The organism is Amycolatopsis sp. NPDC059027 (genome assembly GCF_042739735.1).
Taxonomy (GTDB): Bacteria; Actinomycetota; Actinomycetes; order Mycobacteriales; family Pseudonocardiaceae; genus Amycolatopsis.
The window spans coordinates 75,513-90,464 of sequence record NZ_JBHYIK010000032.1 but is presented as its reverse complement, the minus strand read 5'-3'; the positions used below and the strand labels follow the sequence as shown (position 1 = coordinate 90,464).

At 69.3% G+C, this 14,952-nt stretch carries 14 protein-coding genes; 7 read left to right on the top strand and 7 right to left on the bottom strand.

What is annotated here, in order from left to right:
• The first annotated feature begins 32 nt into the window (after positions 1-32).
• Positions 33-725 carry an HD family phosphohydrolase gene (locus ACFWY9_RS22895; RefSeq protein WP_378339875.1) on the top strand — a complete coding sequence of 231 codons (693 nt, stop codon included), beginning with the start codon at positions 33-35 and terminating at the stop codon, positions 723-725.
• Positions 726-737: 12 nt separating this feature from the next.
• Here the strand turns inward: ACFWY9_RS22895 and ACFWY9_RS22890 are convergent, their stop codons facing one another.
• The 6 genes from ACFWY9_RS22890 to ACFWY9_RS22865 form a co-directional block, all read right to left on the bottom strand.
• Positions 738-1,385, bottom strand: coding sequence for a class II aldolase/adducin family protein (locus ACFWY9_RS22890; RefSeq protein ID WP_378329044.1), 648 nt, complete (start codon positions 1,383-1,385; stop codon positions 738-740).
• Entirely contained in the window at positions 1,386-2,834 is a 1,449-nt protein-coding gene (locus ACFWY9_RS22885) for an FGGY family carbohydrate kinase (RefSeq protein WP_378339874.1), read from the bottom strand.
• Positions 2,831-3,871 carry a 2-hydroxyacid dehydrogenase gene (locus ACFWY9_RS22880; protein ID WP_378339873.1) on the bottom strand — a complete coding sequence of 347 codons (1,041 nt, stop codon included), beginning with the start codon at positions 3,869-3,871 and terminating at the stop codon, positions 2,831-2,833. Before ACFWY9_RS22880 ends, ACFWY9_RS22885 begins: the two co-directional genes overlap by 4 nt.
• A gap of 69 nt (positions 3,872-3,940) precedes the next feature.
• Entirely contained in the window at positions 3,941-4,396 is a 456-nt protein-coding gene (locus ACFWY9_RS22875) for an RpiB/LacA/LacB family sugar-phosphate isomerase (protein ID WP_345406389.1), read from the bottom strand.
• A complete protein-coding gene (locus ACFWY9_RS22870) occupies positions 4,396-6,087 on the bottom strand; it encodes a dihydroxyacetone kinase family protein (protein WP_378339872.1) in 1,692 nt (563 codons plus the stop codon). Before ACFWY9_RS22870 ends, ACFWY9_RS22875 begins: the two co-directional genes overlap by 1 nt.
• A 1-nt stretch (position 6,088) precedes the next feature.
• The gene (locus ACFWY9_RS22865) at positions 6,089-6,772 is read right to left on the bottom strand and encodes an HAD family hydrolase (RefSeq protein ID WP_378339871.1); all 684 of its coding nucleotides are present in this window, start codon (positions 6,770-6,772) and stop codon (positions 6,089-6,091) included.
• Between the two features lie 73 nt (positions 6,773-6,845).
• Here ACFWY9_RS22865 and ACFWY9_RS22860 point away from each other — a divergent pair, with 73 nt between their 5' ends.
• From ACFWY9_RS22860 to ACFWY9_RS22845, 4 genes are all read left to right on the top strand, one after another.
• Positions 6,846-7,463, top strand: coding sequence for a histidine phosphatase family protein (locus tag ACFWY9_RS22860; RefSeq protein WP_378339870.1), 618 nt, complete (start codon positions 6,846-6,848; stop codon positions 7,461-7,463).
• A gap of 4 nt (positions 7,464-7,467) precedes the next feature.
• On the top strand, positions 7,468-8,259 hold the full coding sequence (locus ACFWY9_RS22855; protein ID WP_378329038.1) for a DeoR/GlpR family DNA-binding transcription regulator: 792 nt from the start codon (positions 7,468-7,470) through the stop codon (positions 8,257-8,259).
• 225 nt (positions 8,260-8,484) lie between these two features.
• On the top strand, positions 8,485-9,822 hold the full coding sequence (locus tag ACFWY9_RS22850; protein WP_378329037.1) for an MFS transporter: 1,338 nt from the start codon (positions 8,485-8,487) through the stop codon (positions 9,820-9,822).
• The gene (locus ACFWY9_RS22845) at positions 9,819-11,261 is read left to right on the top strand and encodes an FGGY-family carbohydrate kinase (protein WP_378339869.1); all 1,443 of its coding nucleotides are present in this window, start codon (positions 9,819-9,821) and stop codon (positions 11,259-11,261) included. The genes ACFWY9_RS22850 and ACFWY9_RS22845 overlap by 4 nt, the downstream gene beginning before the upstream one ends.
• A 9-nt stretch (positions 11,262-11,270) precedes the next feature.
• On the opposite strand, the gene ACFWY9_RS22840 is transcribed toward ACFWY9_RS22845, so the two are convergent.
• Entirely contained in the window at positions 11,271-12,113 is an 843-nt protein-coding gene (locus ACFWY9_RS22840) for a hypothetical protein (protein ID WP_378339868.1), read from the bottom strand.
• Positions 12,114-12,240: 127 nt separating this feature from the next.
• Here ACFWY9_RS22840 and ACFWY9_RS22835 point away from each other — a divergent pair, with 127 nt between their 5' ends.
• Both ACFWY9_RS22835 and ACFWY9_RS22830 read left to right on the top strand, forming a co-directional pair.
• Positions 12,241-13,470, top strand: coding sequence for a DUF445 domain-containing protein (locus ACFWY9_RS22835; protein WP_378339867.1), 1,230 nt, complete (start codon positions 12,241-12,243; stop codon positions 13,468-13,470).
• Between the two features lie 107 nt (positions 13,471-13,577).
• The gene (locus ACFWY9_RS22830; RefSeq protein WP_378339879.1) at positions 13,578-14,753 is read left to right on the top strand and encodes a DUF445 domain-containing protein; all 1,176 of its coding nucleotides are present in this window, start codon (positions 13,578-13,580) and stop codon (positions 14,751-14,753) included.
• Positions 14,754-14,952 lie beyond the last annotated feature (199 nt).

Sequence of the window (14,952 nt, the reverse complement as noted above, 5' to 3'; positions counted from 1 at the left end):
GTCTTATCCGGAAGCCGGGATCGGAGAGGTGTATGCGCACGCATCAGATTCCGTTACAGAATCGGACTATTCCGCCGTCGATCGTCGCCGCGGTCGAACACCGAGTGCAGCAGTTGTGCTGGCGTTACGCCAAGCAACTTCCCTTCCACGGCTGGCATCACGTCAGTTTCGTCCGTGCGAAGGCACTCGGTTTCGCGGGGCACAACGGCGCCGACAGCACCGTCGTGGAGGTGGCTGCCCTCGTCCACGACGTGAACTACCTCGTGTTGCGGAACTCCCCTGCCGCCGCGGGCCGGAAGCTGCGGCTGGGCATTCTCGCCGAGTGCGGGGTCCCGGACGACGTCGCGCGGTGGATCGACGAAATCGTCGACGAGGCCGAGATGGCCACCCGTGGCCGTGACATCTCACTGGAGGCGCAGGCGCTGAGTGACGCCGACACGTTGTTCAAGGCGCTCCCGGTGACCCCGGTGGTGCTGGCCCACCGCTACCTCCGCGAGAACGGCCTGAGCCTCCGCGAACTGGCCCACAAGATCGTCGGCGAGCAGTGCGACGTCCACGACGAGGGCTACTACTTCTACAACCCGGAAGCCGCCGAGACCTACTCGCGGTGGGCGATGGCGAATCTTCAGTTGTGGCAGTGCATCAAGGAAGCCGTCGACGATCCGACCGTGGCCGAACTGCTCGACGCGGTCCACGCCGTGGACACGGCGGCGGCCGCGTCCTGACGCCCGGCACGGCTATTGGCCGTAGCCACGCAGTTTCTCGACCACGTGCTCGATCTCCGCGGGCGGCAGCAGGCTCGGGCTGCCCGCGGAGCGCGCGAGCAGCCAGAGCTGGCACACCCATTCCAGTTGCTGTGCCCGGTGGTACGCCGCGCCCAGCCCGTCGCCGTAGGTGATGGTGCCGTGGTTGGCCAGCAGGCAGCCGCGGCGCTCGACGAGCGCCTCGAGCATCGCCTTCGCCAGCCTTTCGGTGCCATACGTGGCATACCGGGCCACCCGCGCTGTCGGCCCGATCGCCGCCAGCATGTAGTGGATCGGCGGGACCTCGTTGACCAGCGTCGACACCGCCGTCGCGTACACCGAGTGCGTGTGCACGACCGCGGTGACCGGTTTGCCGTCCGGATCGGCGGCCTCGTTGTACACGGTCAGATGCATGGGGAGTTCGCTGGTGGGCTTGAGTTCCCCGTCCACCGGCGAACCGTCGAGCGCGACCACCGGGATGTCCGCCGCGGTGAGTTTCTCGTAGTCGACCCCGGTCGGGGTCACCGCGACCCGATCTCCCACCCGCACGGACACATTGCCCGAGGTGCCGACGACCAGACCGTCCGTGGTCATCCGGCGTGCGTACGCGCAGACTTGCGCCCGCTCCTCCGCCAGGATCATTCAGAGCCTCCAGAGCCCGCGCGCGGCCGCGAGACTCGCTTGGTAGTCGGCGTATCCGCGCTCGTAGATCTCGACGTTGCCCGGCCGGAACTCCACAGTACGCGCGTTGTCCGCCCAGCGATCACGGTCGTACGGCTGCCCGAGCGCGTCGGCCGCGGTGAGCACCGCGCCACGAGCACCGACACCCGGATCGCCGGGAATGACGATCGGACGGCCGAGCACATCGGCGAAGATCCGGGTCCATCCGGCCGAACGCACCCCACCACCGCAGGCGTACAACCGACCGGAAAGCCCGGCCGCCTCGAAACAGTGCCGTGCCGCGTACGCGACCGACTCGCAGAGCGCGCGCACCAGCTCCGCCCGCCCGGTTTCCAGGCTCAGCCCGGAGAACTGCGCCCGCGCCGTCGCGTCGACGAACGGGGCACGTTCCCCGGACACGGACAGGAACGGCAGCGCCTGCACCCCACCGGCGCCTGGCGTCGAACTCGCGAGGAGCGGGTCGATGTCCGCCACGTCGATACCGAGCAACTGACACACCCAGTCGATCCCGGCCGTGCCCACCATCGCGGGCATGGCACGCAGGTACTCGCCAGGTTCCGGCGTGCACAGGAACATCCCGGCGGGTTCGCCGTCCGGATCGAACGTCGCGTCCCTGGTCAGCACCTGACAGGCGAGGGTGGTGCCCGCGGTGAGGATCCCGTCGCCCGGCTCGCGCACGCCCGCACCGATCGCGCTCGCGGGCAGATCGAACGGGCCCGCCGTGACCGGCAGCCCTGCCGGAAGGCCGAGCAGCTCCGCGCCTCGGGTGTCCAGGCGGAACACGGTTTTCGCGGGAGCCGGTTCTGCGAACAGCGCACGACGGTGGGTGAGGCCACAGGCCGCGATCGCGCTCTCGTCGTACTTCCTCGTCGCCGGGTCGAGGAAGGGAAGCGACGCGTCGGAGACGTCGACCGTGATCTCACCGGTCAGCCGCTGCAGCACCGCGTCCACGCAGTACCCGGCCACCACGGCCCGATCGAGCGTCTCCGGCTCGTGAGTGTCCAAAAAGGACATTATGGCCGCAGCGCAGCCGGGGAACATCCCCGAACCCGTGCGCCGGAACACCTCGCGGGTGACACCGTCCGCCTGCCATTTGGCGAGCAACGCGTTCGCACGCCCGTCGAGCCAGGAGACGGCGGGACGCACGGCATCGCCGGACTCGTCCCGCAGCCACAGCCCGTCCCCCTGACCGGTGAGGGCGAGCGCGGTGACCGGTTCCGGCAGCTGGGCGGTGACCTCGCGGACGACGGTGGCGACGGTGCCCACCACCTGGTCGAGATCCTGTTCCACCCGACCACCGGACAGGTGGTGCACCTCGGACCGGGTGCACGCGGTCGCGACCGACACCCCGGCCTCGTCGAAGACCACCGCCTTGGTCAGCGAGGTGCCGATATCGACGCCGACGATCATGGCCGCTGCCCGAGCACCTCGGGGTTGGCGAGGTTCGCGAGGGTCTCCCCGCGCGCGTACCGGCCGACCTCGGCGGCCACGATCGCGGCGGCCCGCTCGGCGGTCTGCCTGCTCGCCCCGGCCAGGTGCGGGGTGGCGACGACGTTCGGCACGTCCCGCAGGGCCCAGTCCGCGGGTGGCGGCTCGACGTCGTACACGTCCAGCGCCAGCGCGCCGAGCTTGCCGCTGCGCAAGGCCTCCGGGAGCGGCGCGTAGTCGAGCAGACCACCGCGCGCGGTGTTCACCAGGATCGCGCCGTGTGGCAGCAACGCCAGTTTCTCCGCGTCGATGAGGTGCCGGGTCTGCTCGGTGAGCCGGGCGTGCAGGCTGACGACGTGGCTGTTCCGCAGCAACTCGTCCAGCTCGACGACGCGGGCGCCGTCGACCGCCACCGCGGCGGGGTCGGCGTACGGGTCCGCGACCAGTACCTCGGCACCGAACGCGCCGAGGACCTTGGCCACCCGCGAACCGATCGCGCCATAGCCGACGAGGCCGATGGTGGTGCCGTTGATTTCGAGGCCAGCCTGGTCATAGGCGTAGTAGTCACCGCGCCAGGCACCGCCGAGCAGCTCCGCCGAGGACGTCGAGATCCGGCGCATCGCGGCGAGGATCATGCCGATCGCGAACTCGGCCGCCGCGCCGGCGTTGCGGCCGGGAGCGTAGGTGACCGCGACGCCGGCCTCCGTCGCCGCGGCGAGGTCGACGTTCACCGGCCCGCCCCGGCACACCGAGACCAGCTTCAGGTTCTCCGCCGCCGCGAAGACCTCCTTGGTGAACGGCGCCATCTGCGTGACGACGACCTCCGCGCCGCCGAGCGCGTCGATCACCTGCTGTTCGGTGCCGCTGGCCTCGTGCACGGTGCCGACGGGGCCGAACGGCTCGACCGGCCACGGCAGCTTCAGCTCGGTGATCTCGTGATCACCGTCCAGCTCCGACCGGACCGCTCCGATCAGCAGATCGGGGCCGACGAAATGGTCTCCCGCAGCGAGAATGCGCAACGCTGCTCCTTCCCTCGCTGTTCCAGTAAGAACCCGTGCCGCGTGCTCGTCAACCGCGCGGCGAACGCTTCAGTGAGCTTTCTCGTACTCGGTGATATGCGCGACCTTGCTCGCGCTGGGCGAGCCGGGATCGAAGCGGTACCCCACCCATTCGGTGACGATCTTCTTGGCCAGCTCGGGGCCGATCGCGCGGGCGCCGAACGTGATCACCTGGCAGTCGTTCGACTTGATCGACCGCTCGGCGGAGTAGGAGTCGTGCGCGACCGTCGCACGCACACCGGGCACCTTGTTGGCCGAGATCGCCATGCCGATCCCGGTGCCGCAGACCAGCACCCCGCGATCGGCCTCGCCGCGGGCGATCGTCTCGGCGGCCGCCAGCCCGAGCAACGGGTAAGCCCGCTCGTCGGCACCGCTGGCCACGCCGAGATCGGTCACCTCGTCGACGCGTTCGTCGGCGAGCAACAGATCCCGCAGCTGGTCCTTCAGCCCGACCCCGGCGTTGTCCGCCGCCACCACGATCCGCATCAGTTCTCGTCCTTTCCCACAACCTCGCCGACAGCGGTGACCAGCAGCGAGAAGGAGACGGCCCCGGGATCGGGGTGTCCCTTGCTGCGCTGCGCCAGCCGCGCGGCACGTCCCTTGGCGGGCACCAGGTGCGCGGTCGACTCGGCCGCTGTCACCGCCGCCGAAGCCGCCTTCCGCCAGGCCTGCGCGATGCCCGCGCCCTCCTCCGCCTGTTCCCGCAGTACCGTGCGGAAGGGCTCGATCGCATCGAGCATCGTCTTGTCACCGGGCTCGGCCTTGCCGAGTTCGACGAAGGCACGCACGGCTTCCTCCACTGCCGCCGCAAGGCTCTCGGCGGTGATTTCGTCGCCGTCGAGACCGCTCAGCCCGGCGCCGGTTTCCGCCAGCAGGACGCCGTACAGCGCGCCGGACGCACCACCGGCGGCGTCGGCGAACGCCGTGCCCGCCGCGAGCAGCGCGCCGGAGATCGTCTCGCTGTCCCGCCGCGCCGCGGCCACCGCCGCGCGCATCCCGCGAGTCATGCCGAGCCCGTGGTCACCGTCCGCCGCGACGGCGTCCAGCCTGCCCAGTTCGTCTTCGTTCGCCTCGATGCTGTGCAACGCCGCCGTCAGCGCCCTGTCCACCACGGTGCTGCCCGGCTGTGTCTCGGCCAGCAGTTCGTCCACTGTGGACTCCAGGTCGACCTTCGCCAGCACCGAACCGGTGTTGCGGTAGCCCGGCGTGTCACACGGTGCCGCGTACAGCTCCGCCAGTTCGTCGTCCAGCACCATGACCGACAGCGAAACGCCCGCCATGTCCAGCGAGGTCACGAACTCGCCGACCTCGGTGTGCAGCGGGCTCAGCCCCGCCGCGGCCAGCCGCTCGTGCACCCGGGTGTAGGTGACGAACATTTCCTCGTACTTGGTGCGGCCGAGACCGTTGAGCAGCACCACGATCCGCCCGTCACCCCCGGGAAGCTCGGGCAGCAGCCCGTCGACCAGCTCGTCGGCCAGTTCGGCCGCGGACAACCTGCCGACCGTGCGCACGCCGGGCTCGCCGTGGATCCCGAGCCCGAGCTCCATCTCCCGCTCGCCGACGGTGAACAGCGGCTCGGCCGCGCCGGGCAGGGTGCAGCCGCCGAACGCGACACCGAACGTCCTGATCCGCGAGTTCGCCTTCTCGGCCGCCGCGTACACCCCGGCGAGGTCGTCACCGCGCTCGGCCGCGGCTCCGGCGATCTTGAACACCAGGAAGTCGCCTGCGACGCCACGCCGGCTCTCGGGGTTCGCCGCGGGGCCACTCGCGATGTCGTCGGTGACCAGGATCGTGCGGCTCTCGACGCCTTCGGCGGCCAGCCTGCGCGCGGCCAGTCCGAAGTGGAGCACGTCGCCCTGGTAGTTCCCGTATCCGAAAAGGACTCCGGCACCGCTTTCGGCCGCCCGCGCGGTGCGATACACCTGCTCGGCGCTCGGGCTGGTGAACACGTCACCCACCACCGCGCCGTCGGCGAGGCCGGGTCCGACCAGCCCGGCGAACGCCGGGTAGTGCCCGCAGCCACCGCCGATGACCACCGCGACCTTGCCGGGCCGCGTGTCCTCGCGGCGCACGACGCCGTAGGCGCCGGGCACCTTGCGGACCGTGCGGCCGTACGCGGTGGCGAACCCGTCCAGCCATTCGCGCTTGAACGTCTCCGCGGTACCGAGAGTCGTCATGTCATTCTCCTGCCGCCACCGGGTCGCCGGCCAGGTAGGCCAGCAGCTTCCGGCGTACGTCGTCATTGCTTTCCGCCACCGCGCTGGCGAGTTCCAGCGCGTCCGGCTTCGGCGGGTACGTCGGGTTCGGCAGCGCGATCACGGTCAGCCCGGCGGCCGCGGCCGCGCGGATCCCGTTGCTGGAGTCCTCCACACCGAGACATTCCGCGCCGGACCTGCCGAGCCGGGACGCCGCCTCCAGGTACACGTCCGGGCTTGGCTTGCCCCGCGCCACCTCGGCGCTCGACACCGTCGCGGTGAACTCGCCGGTCAGCTCGTGCTTTTCGAGCACCGCGTCGATCACCCGGCGGGCCGCGGACGACGCGAGCGCGACCGGCACCCGCGCGCTGACCTCGCGCACCATGGCGCCCGCACCCGGCAACAGCGGCGCCTCACCTGCGTCGATCGACGCGATCATGCCGTCGACCACGGCCTGCTCCACTTCGCGCGCACGGTCTGGTTCGCCGCACCGGCGCGCCAGGTAAGCAGCCCATTCGGGGGCACTCATCCCCTGCACCGACGCGGTGTCCTCAGCCGTCCACTCGATCTGGTGCCGGGCCGCGTAGGCAACCCAGTTCTCCTCCCAGAGGTGTTCACTGTCGACCAGGACGCCGTCCAGGTCGAATACCACCGCACCGAGCCCCATCAAGATCCCCTTTCACACGGACCATGTTAAGTTAACATCGTCGATGAGATATTCGCAAGAGCGAGGAGGAACAGTGGCCACACGACTGTTGCTGGCCAGGCACGGCCAGACGGAGTGGCACGCGGAGAACAGGTACGCGGGCAGCAGCGAGGTGGCGCTGACCGCGGAGGGGCTCCACCAGGCGGAAGCGCTGGCGGGTTACGCGCGCGACGCGAAGCCGACGGCGTTGTTCTGTTCTCCCCAGCAGCGCGCGATCCGCACGATGGAGCCCACGGCGACCGCGCTCGGGATGACCCCGACGATCGTCGAGGGCCTGCGTGAATCGCACTTCGGCATCGCGGAGGGCCGGACTCGCGAGGAGCTGCGGGAGACCGATCCCGTGGCGCTGGAACGCTTCCTGGCGAATCCGGTGGACGGCGCGTTCCCCGGCTCCGAACCGCCCGCCGAGGTGGCGGCACGCGGGGTGGCCGCGCTCCGCGAGGTCGCCGCGGCGGCCGACGGCGGCACCGCGCTCGTCGTCGCGCACAACACGCTGCTCCGGCTGGTCCTGTGCGCGATGCTGGGCATTCCACTGAGGACGTACCGCACGGTGTTCCCCCGCGTGGACAACGTCGCGCTCACCGAACTGCGGATCGACGGCGGAAACACCGCCCTGCTCCGCTTCAACACCCCGGTGAACGCGCGATACTGAACCCATGTCCAGCGAGAAACCGACGAGCGGCAGCGCCCACTCCCGCGACCGCCGCCAGCAGATGCTGGTCGACACGATCTTCTCGAAGGGTTCGGCGTCGATCCTGGAGCTGGTGCGACTGTCCGGCGTCAGTCACATGACCGTGCACCGGGACGTGGACGAGCTCGTGCGCAAGGGGCTGGTGCGCAAGTACCGCGGCGGGGTTTCGGCCATGCCCTCGACGGTGTTCGAGAGCAACGCCGAGTACCGGATGCAGGCGCACGCGGAGGCCAAGGCATCGATCGCGCGGCGGGCACTGGACGAGGTCGAGCCGGGGATGTCGGTCCTGCTCGACGACTCGACCAGCGCGCTGGCGCTGGCGAAACTGCTGGGCGACGTCGCGCCGCTGACCGTCGCGACGAACTATCTCGGTGCCCTCGATCTGCTGAAACAGCTCGACGAGGTCCGGCTCATCTGCATCGGCGGCGACTACTCCAGCACACACGACTCGTTCCTCGGGATGCAGAGCCTGGAGGCGATCGAGCGGCTTTCGGTGGACGTCGCCTTCGTCTCGACGTCGGCGATGAACACCGAGCAGACGTTCCACCAGGAGCCCGAGATCGTGATGATCAAGCGGGCGATGCTGGCGAGCGCGCGGCAGAAGGTGCTGCTGATGGACTCGAGCAAGATGTCGCGCGCCGCACTGCACCGGCTCGCCCCGCTTTCCGACTTCGACCTGCTGATCGTCGACGCCGGCACGGACCGGCACGTGCTCGACGAACTGCGGAACCGGGTGAAGGTCGCCGTCGCGGACTGAGTTCGCCCGATGTGCTGAAGGGCGCCTTCAGCACACCAGATGCACCGAAGGCGTCCTTCAGCACGGCCAACGCACCGAAGGCGTCCTTCAGGGACAACCCAAGATCGACGCGGTGGGTAGCCGCGCGACGACACCCCGAGTTAACACGAAGAAGTTCGAACTAACATCTTGTGTGCGAAGTTAACACGGTCCATGATACGTTGAACTCGACGCATGGAGGCGTGCATGAGCCAGACAACATCGGGGTTGTCCCCAGCGCGGAGCGGCGGATTCGCCCGTGTGCTCACGAGGTGGGGGCTGCCCGCACCCCTGTTCTGCGGGTACGTCGGCCTGCTGCTGTTCATGATCGGTGACGGGGTCGAATCCGGCTTCATCGCGCCGTTCATGGCGAGCAACGGCGCCGGCACGGAGATCAGGGCGTCCTATGTGATCACTGTGTACGGCGTCGCGGTGATGCTGGCGTCCTGGCTGTCCGGCGCGCTGTCGGATCTGTGGGGGCCACGCCGGGTGATGATGGCCGGGCTCGCCATCTGGCTGGTGTTCGACGTCCTCTTCCTGGTCGCCGCGGTCGGCACCGAGAACTATCCGCTGATGCTGGTCTTCTACGGGATCCGCGGCTTCGGCTACCCGATGTTCGCCTTCGGCTTCCTGGTGTGGATCACCGCGGTGGCACCGGTCGCGCGGCTCGGCGCGGCGGTCGGCTGGTTCTACTTCGCCTTCACCGGCGGGCTGCCCACGCTGGGCGCGCTCGTCGCCAGCTTCACCAACCCGCTGCTCGGGCACTACGGAACGCTGTGGGTCTCGATCGGCCTGCTCGCACTCGGCGGCCTGATCGCGATCTTCGGCGTCCGGCAGCGCACCGGGTACTCGCGGCTGGCTCCGCCGGAGGTGAAACCCGTGCAGAGCCTGGTGTCCAGCGTGTCGATCGCGTGGAAGAAGCCCCGGGTCGGGATCGGCATGATCGTCCGCGTCATCAACACCGCTCCCGAGTTCGGCATGCTCGTGTTCTTCCCGACGATCTTCATCAGCCAGATCGGGTTCGGCGAAAGCCGCTGGCTGCTGCTGGTGTCGGTGATCTACGGGACGAACATCTTCTTCAACCTGATCTTCGGCGTGCTGAGCGACAAGATCGGCTGGCGCACCACGATCTTCTGGTTCGGCGCGGTCGGCTGCGCGATCTCCATCCTGCTGCTGTACTTCGTCCCGGTGGCGATGGGCGCGCAGTACTACTGGCTCGCACTGATCGTCGGCGCGCTGTACGGCGCGACGCTCGCCGGATTCGTGCCGATCTCGGCGCTGCTGCCCTCGCTGGCACCGGACCACAAGGGCGGCGCGATGGCACTGCTCAACCTCGGCGCGGGCGCTGCCGCGTTCGTCGGCCCAGCGATCGTGAGCCTGTTCCTCGGCCCGGCCGGGGCGGCGGGCGTGGTCATCATCTTCGCGGTGCTCTACCTCGTCGCCGCGGTGCTGGTGCGCTTCCTGAAACTGCCCGAGGAAACCGAAAAGGCGATCGCGGAGGACGCGAGCCTGCAACAAGTCGGAGAGAAGGTCGCGACAGCGTGAACGAGCTGGTCACCATCGGCCTCGACGTCGCCACCGCGGGGGTCCGCGCCCTCGCGGTGCGCGGCGGCACCGTGCTGGCCTCCGCCGCCGAACCGCTGGCCGCGCCGGTCAGGGACGGGAGCGGACGCAGCGAGCAGGACGCGAGGTCGTGGTGGCCCGCCGCCGAGGCGGCACTGGGGCGGGTCACCGCCGCACTGCCCGGCCACGGATCCGAGGTGTCCGCGGTGGCGATCGCGGCCACCTCGGGCACCATCGCCGGAGTCGACACCCGCGGCGAGCCGATCGGCCCGGCGCTGATGTACGACGACCGGCGCGGCGCCGAGTACAACGCGAAAGCGGCGGAGCTGGGCGCCGAACGCTGGCGGGCGCTCGGGTCCGGGGTGTCGGCGACCTCGGCGCTCGGCCGGATCGCCTGGCTCGCCGAGCACGCACCCGAGGTCACGAAGATCCAGCACACCGCGGATCTGATCGCGGCGAAGCTGACCGGCGGCCCGGTCGCGGCCGACTGGTCACACGCGTTGAAGAGCGGTTACGACCCTCGCGCCCGCGAATGGCCACACGAGGTGTTCGCGGGGCTGGGCGTGCCCGAAAGCTTGCTCCCGCCGGTGGTCGCGCCAACCACTGTGCTCGGCCGGGTCCCCCAGCCCGTCGCCGGGCTTCCGGCGGGATGCGAGGTGGTCGCCGGGATGACCGACGGCTGCGCCGGACAGCTCGCGGCCGGTGCGGTCGCGCCCGGCCAGTTCGTCGGGATTCTCGGCACCACGTATGTCCTCAAGGGAGTGACGGCCGAGCTGGTCCCTGATCCGACCGGAGTCGTCTACAGCCACCGCCATCCCGACGGCTGGTGGTTGCCGGGCGGGGCCTCGAACACCGGTGGCGAGGCCGTTTCCGGCGAACCCGATCTCCCCGCACTCGACGCCGCGGCGGCCGCGCGCGGGCCCGCCGGGATCATCGCCTACCCGTTGCGGCGCACCGGGGAACGCTTTCCGTTCGGCAGCGCGGAGGCCGAGGGGTTCGTGCTCGGCACCCCGGCGGACGAGACCGAGCTGCACCGGGCGCGGCTCGAAGGGGTCGCTTTCCTCGAACGTCTCGCCCTGGACCATCTACGCCGGCTCGGCGTGGAAGTGACGGGCCCGTTGCTGGCGGCGGGCGGCGGCAGCCGCAGTCCACTGTGGACACGTATCCGGGCGAGCGTGACCGGGCTCGGCCTGCGCGTCGCCCCGAACGCCGAGACGGGCTACGGCGCGGCGTTGCTCGCCGCGGCCGGGGTGCTCCCGGGCGGTCTCACCGCGGTGTGCGGGGAGCTGCCCGGGGGCACCCTGATCGAACCCGAGATGGCCGAGCAGGATGCGCTTTTCGCTTCCTACCAGCGTTTTTGCGCAGCACTGCATGAACGCGGGTGGATCGACAGCGAGCTGTACGCCACCACGCAACGCTGACCCGCGCGTTCAGCCTTCCCGCGGCGTGGGGCTCGGCGCGTTGTCGTCCGAGGCGGAAGGCGCGGGCTCGGCGGCCTCGTCCGACGGCGTCAGCAGCCGGACAGCCTCCTGCACGGCGGCGTCGGTGGCGGCGAGCCGCTCGGCGACCTTCGCGCGCAGTTCGAGCGCCAGCGTCCGTTGCTTGTCGGCCTCGGTCTGCTTGGCGATGGCATCGGCGAGGGCGGCGTCGGTCTGCGCCTTCTTGGCCGTGATCTCCTCGCCCGCGATCCGGTCGGCCTCGGCACGCTTGGCCGCTGCCTCCTCCTCGGCCTTCTTGTCCGCCTCGGCACGGGCGTCCTGCGCGGCCTTGTCGAGCTGCTCGCGCTTCTTGCTCGCCTCGGCCTCGAGCCGCTCGATCTCCGCGCGGGTATCGGCAAGCAGCTTCTCGCGTTCGTCCTGCGCTTCCTTGGCCAGCTTGTCACTCGTGCGCTGGGTCTCGTGGGCGTACTTGTCCGCCTCCTCCCGCGTCGAGGTCGCGTCCGCTTCGGCGGCGGTCCGCAGATCGGCGGCCTCCTCCTCGGCGAGCTGCATCATCATGCGGACACGCTCGGCCATCGCACCGGCGCCGGTGGGGCTGGAGTTCAGCCGCACCAGTGCGGCCTTGGCCTCCGCCAGCTCCTGCTGCACGTAGCTGAGTGCCTTCGAAAGTTCTCCGGACGTCGCGACGGCCTCGTCGCGACCGCGAGCCGCCTCCTTGAGCTGAGCGATCAGCTCGGTGAGGCGCTCGTCGACCTGACGCTGGTTGTAACCCCGGACGGTGACGGCGAATTGGGCGGTCTTCGGGGTGGGCTCGGACTTCTCGGGAGCGACCATTGCGCCACCTTAGTGAGCGCGGGTCCGCGCGCAAATACCGCCGAACGGCTTCATTACGATATTTGGACCCCCCGGTCACGCATGGCATCCTGCTTTGTTGACAGGGCGTTAGCAGCGGGAGGCCAAAGTGGACATTCCGGCGATCCTCGCCGACATCCGCGCCCACTGGCACGTCTACGCCACGATGCCGCTCATCGCCGCGCTGATCGGCTACCTGACCAAGCGGGTCGCGATCGAGATGATGTTCCGGCCGCTCGAATTCGCCGGCGTCAGGCCGGTCTTCGGCTGGCAGGGCGTGATCCCGGCGAACGCGCGGCGGATGGCGACCACCGCCGTCGATCTGCTGACCAAGAACCTCGTCAACCCGCGAGAGATCTTCGCGCGGCTCGACCCCGAGGAGATGGTCAAGGAACTCGAAGAGCCACTGCTGAAGGCGGTCGACGACGTCACGCGGGAGGTGATGGAGCAGTACCAGCCGCGGCTGTGGGAACTGCTGCCCACGCAGGCGCAGCGGATGCTCGTCGATCAGGTCCGCGCGCAGGCGCCCAAGGCCGTCAAGCGGCTGATGCGTGAAGTCTCGACGAACATCGACGAAGTCCTCGATGTCAACGACATGCTGATCAACGCGATGGTGCGGGACAAGTCGCTGACCAACCGGCTCATCCGCGAGGTCGCCGCCCCGGAGTTCAAGTTCATCGCGCGGTCCGGGATCTACTTCGGATTCGTGATCGGACTCGTCCAGTTCGTCGCGTGGGCACTGACGAAGCAGCCGTTGATCATGCCGCTTTTCGGCTTCGTCACGGGGTTCGTCACCGACTGGCTCGCACTCAAGATGATCTTCTATCCCCGCGAACCGCGTGGTTTCGGTTTCTTCCGCTGGCAGGGGATGTTCCAGAAACGACGCCGTCAGGTGGCCGCCGACTACGGCGCGCTCATCGCCGACGAGGTGCTGACCGTGCGCAACGTGATGGAAGCCGTGCTCGCCGGGCCGAAATCGGACCGGCTGTTCGCGATGATCACTCGCGAGGTCCAGCGCACCATCGACACGCAGACGAGCATCGCGAAGCCGCTCGTCGCGCTGACTGTCGGCGGACGCCAGTACCAGGAGATGAAACGCGCGGCCGCGGCGAAGGCGATCGCGTATCTGCCGGAGACCGTCAAGCACGTCGAGAGTTACGCCACCGGCGCGCTCGACGTCCGGAACACCATCGTCGAGAAGATGCAGCAGCTCACCCCGATCGAGTTCGAGGGGATCCTGCGGCCCGCGTTCCGGCAGGACGAGTGGAAACTGATCGCCGTCGGGGCGATCATCGGCGGTCTGGTCGGTGAACTCCAGGTGCTCCTGCTGCTCCACTGACCCGCCGACGAGCCCGAATCCGGAGTGTCCGCCCCGCACGGGATAACGTTCCGGGCGTGGACGCCGTCATCGCCGACCTGCACCAGCACTGGCAGGTCTACCTCACGATGCCGTTCATCGCGGCCTTGATCGGCTACGTCACCAAGCGGGTCGCCATCGAGATGATGTTCCGGCCGCTCGAATTCGTCGGCGTCAAACCGGTCTTCGGCTGGCAGGGCGTACTCCCGGCGAACGCCGAGCGGATGGCGACCACGGCCACCGACATGCTGACGACGAACCTCGTCGACCCCCGGGAGATCTTCGCCCGCCTCGACCCCGGCCAGGTCGCCAAGGAGATCGAGCAGCCGCTGCTGCGGGTGGTCGAGGACGTCACCCGCGAGGTCATGGAGCAATACCAGCCCCGGCTGTGGGAAATGCTGCCGAACACCGCGCAGCAGTTGCTGCTCAAGCGCGTCCAGGCCGAGGCGCCGAAGGCGATCACCAAGATCATGCGGGAGATCGCGGAGAACATCGAGGACGTACTCGACCTCAAGCACATGGTCGTGGAGAACCTGGTCCGCGACAAGGCCTTGCTGAACCGGCTGATCCGGGACATCTCGCGGCCGGAGATGCGGTTCATCGCCCGCTCGGGCATCTGGTTCGGCTTCGCGCTCGGCTGTGTGCAGCTGGTGGTGTGGGCGCTGACGAAGTCGCCGATCGTGCTGCCGCTGTTCGGGCTGGGCATCGGCTGGGTCACCGACTGGCTGGCGCTGAAGATGATCTTCCTGCCGCGCGAGCCGAAGCGGTTCTTCGGCCTCTACACCTGGCAGGGCATCTTCCAGAAGCGCCGGGACGAGGTCGCCGCCGACTACGGCGACATGATCGCGCGCGAGATCATCACGATCCCGAACCTGCTGGAAGCGGTGCTGCGCGGGCCGAAGTCGGACCGGCTGTTCACCATGATCACCCGCGAGGTCCAGCGGACCATCGACCAGCAGGCCAGCGTCGTCAAGCCGTTCGTCGCGATCGCGGTCGGCACGAAGCGGTTCCAGGAGATGAAGCAGGTCGCGGCGGCGAAGGCGGCGGAGCGTGTTCCGGAGACGATCCGGCACGCGGAGGCGTACGCGGTCAACGCGCTCGACGTGCGCAACACCATCGTCGATCGCATGCGCAGGCTGACCGCGCTGGAGTTCGAACAGCTGCTGCGCCCGGCGTTCCGGCAGGACGAGTGGAAGCTGATCGCGGTCGGCGCGTTGATCGGCGGGCTCGTCGGTGAGCTGCAGGTTCTCGCCCTGTTGCACTGACTCGTGTGGTGTCCCGGTGACCCGCTAGTGTTCGGGTTGTCGACGAGAGGGAGGTCGCGTGGGCGCAGTCCTTGACGACCTCGCGCGGCACTGGCCGCTCTACGCCGCGATGCCGTTCATCGCCGCGCTCATCGGCTACGTCACCAAGCGCGTCGCCATCGAGATGATGTTCCGGCCGCTCGAATTCGTCGGTATCAAT

Coding starts and splice junctions, on each gene's coding strand:
- ACFWY9_RS22895 (WP_378339875.1), top strand. CDS start 33: ATGCGCACGCATCAGATTCCGTTACAGAATCGGACTATTCCGCCGTCG.
- ACFWY9_RS22890 (WP_378329044.1), bottom strand. CDS start 1,385: ATGATCCTGGCGGAGGAGCGGGCGCAAGTCTGCGCGTACGCACGCCGG.
- ACFWY9_RS22885 (WP_378339874.1), bottom strand. CDS start 2,834: ATGATCGTCGGCGTCGATATCGGCACCTCGCTGACCAAGGCGGTGGTC.
- ACFWY9_RS22875 (WP_345406389.1), bottom strand. CDS start 4,396: ATGCGGATCGTGGTGGCGGCGGACAACGCCGGGGTCGGGCTGAAGGAC.
- ACFWY9_RS22870 (WP_378339872.1), bottom strand. CDS start 6,087: ATGACGACTCTCGGTACCGCGGAGACGTTCAAGCGCGAATGGCTGGAC.
- ACFWY9_RS22865 (WP_378339871.1), bottom strand. CDS start 6,772: ATGGGGCTCGGTGCGGTGGTATTCGACCTGGACGGCGTCCTGGTCGAC.
- ACFWY9_RS22855 (WP_378329038.1), top strand. CDS start 7,468: ATGTCCAGCGAGAAACCGACGAGCGGCAGCGCCCACTCCCGCGACCGC.
- ACFWY9_RS22850 (WP_378329037.1), top strand. CDS start 8,485: ATGAGCCAGACAACATCGGGGTTGTCCCCAGCGCGGAGCGGCGGATTC.
- ACFWY9_RS22840 (WP_378339868.1), bottom strand. CDS start 12,113: ATGGTCGCTCCCGAGAAGTCCGAGCCCACCCCGAAGACCGCCCAATTC.
- ACFWY9_RS22830 (WP_378339879.1), top strand. CDS start 13,578: ATGCCGTTCATCGCGGCCTTGATCGGCTACGTCACCAAGCGGGTCGCC.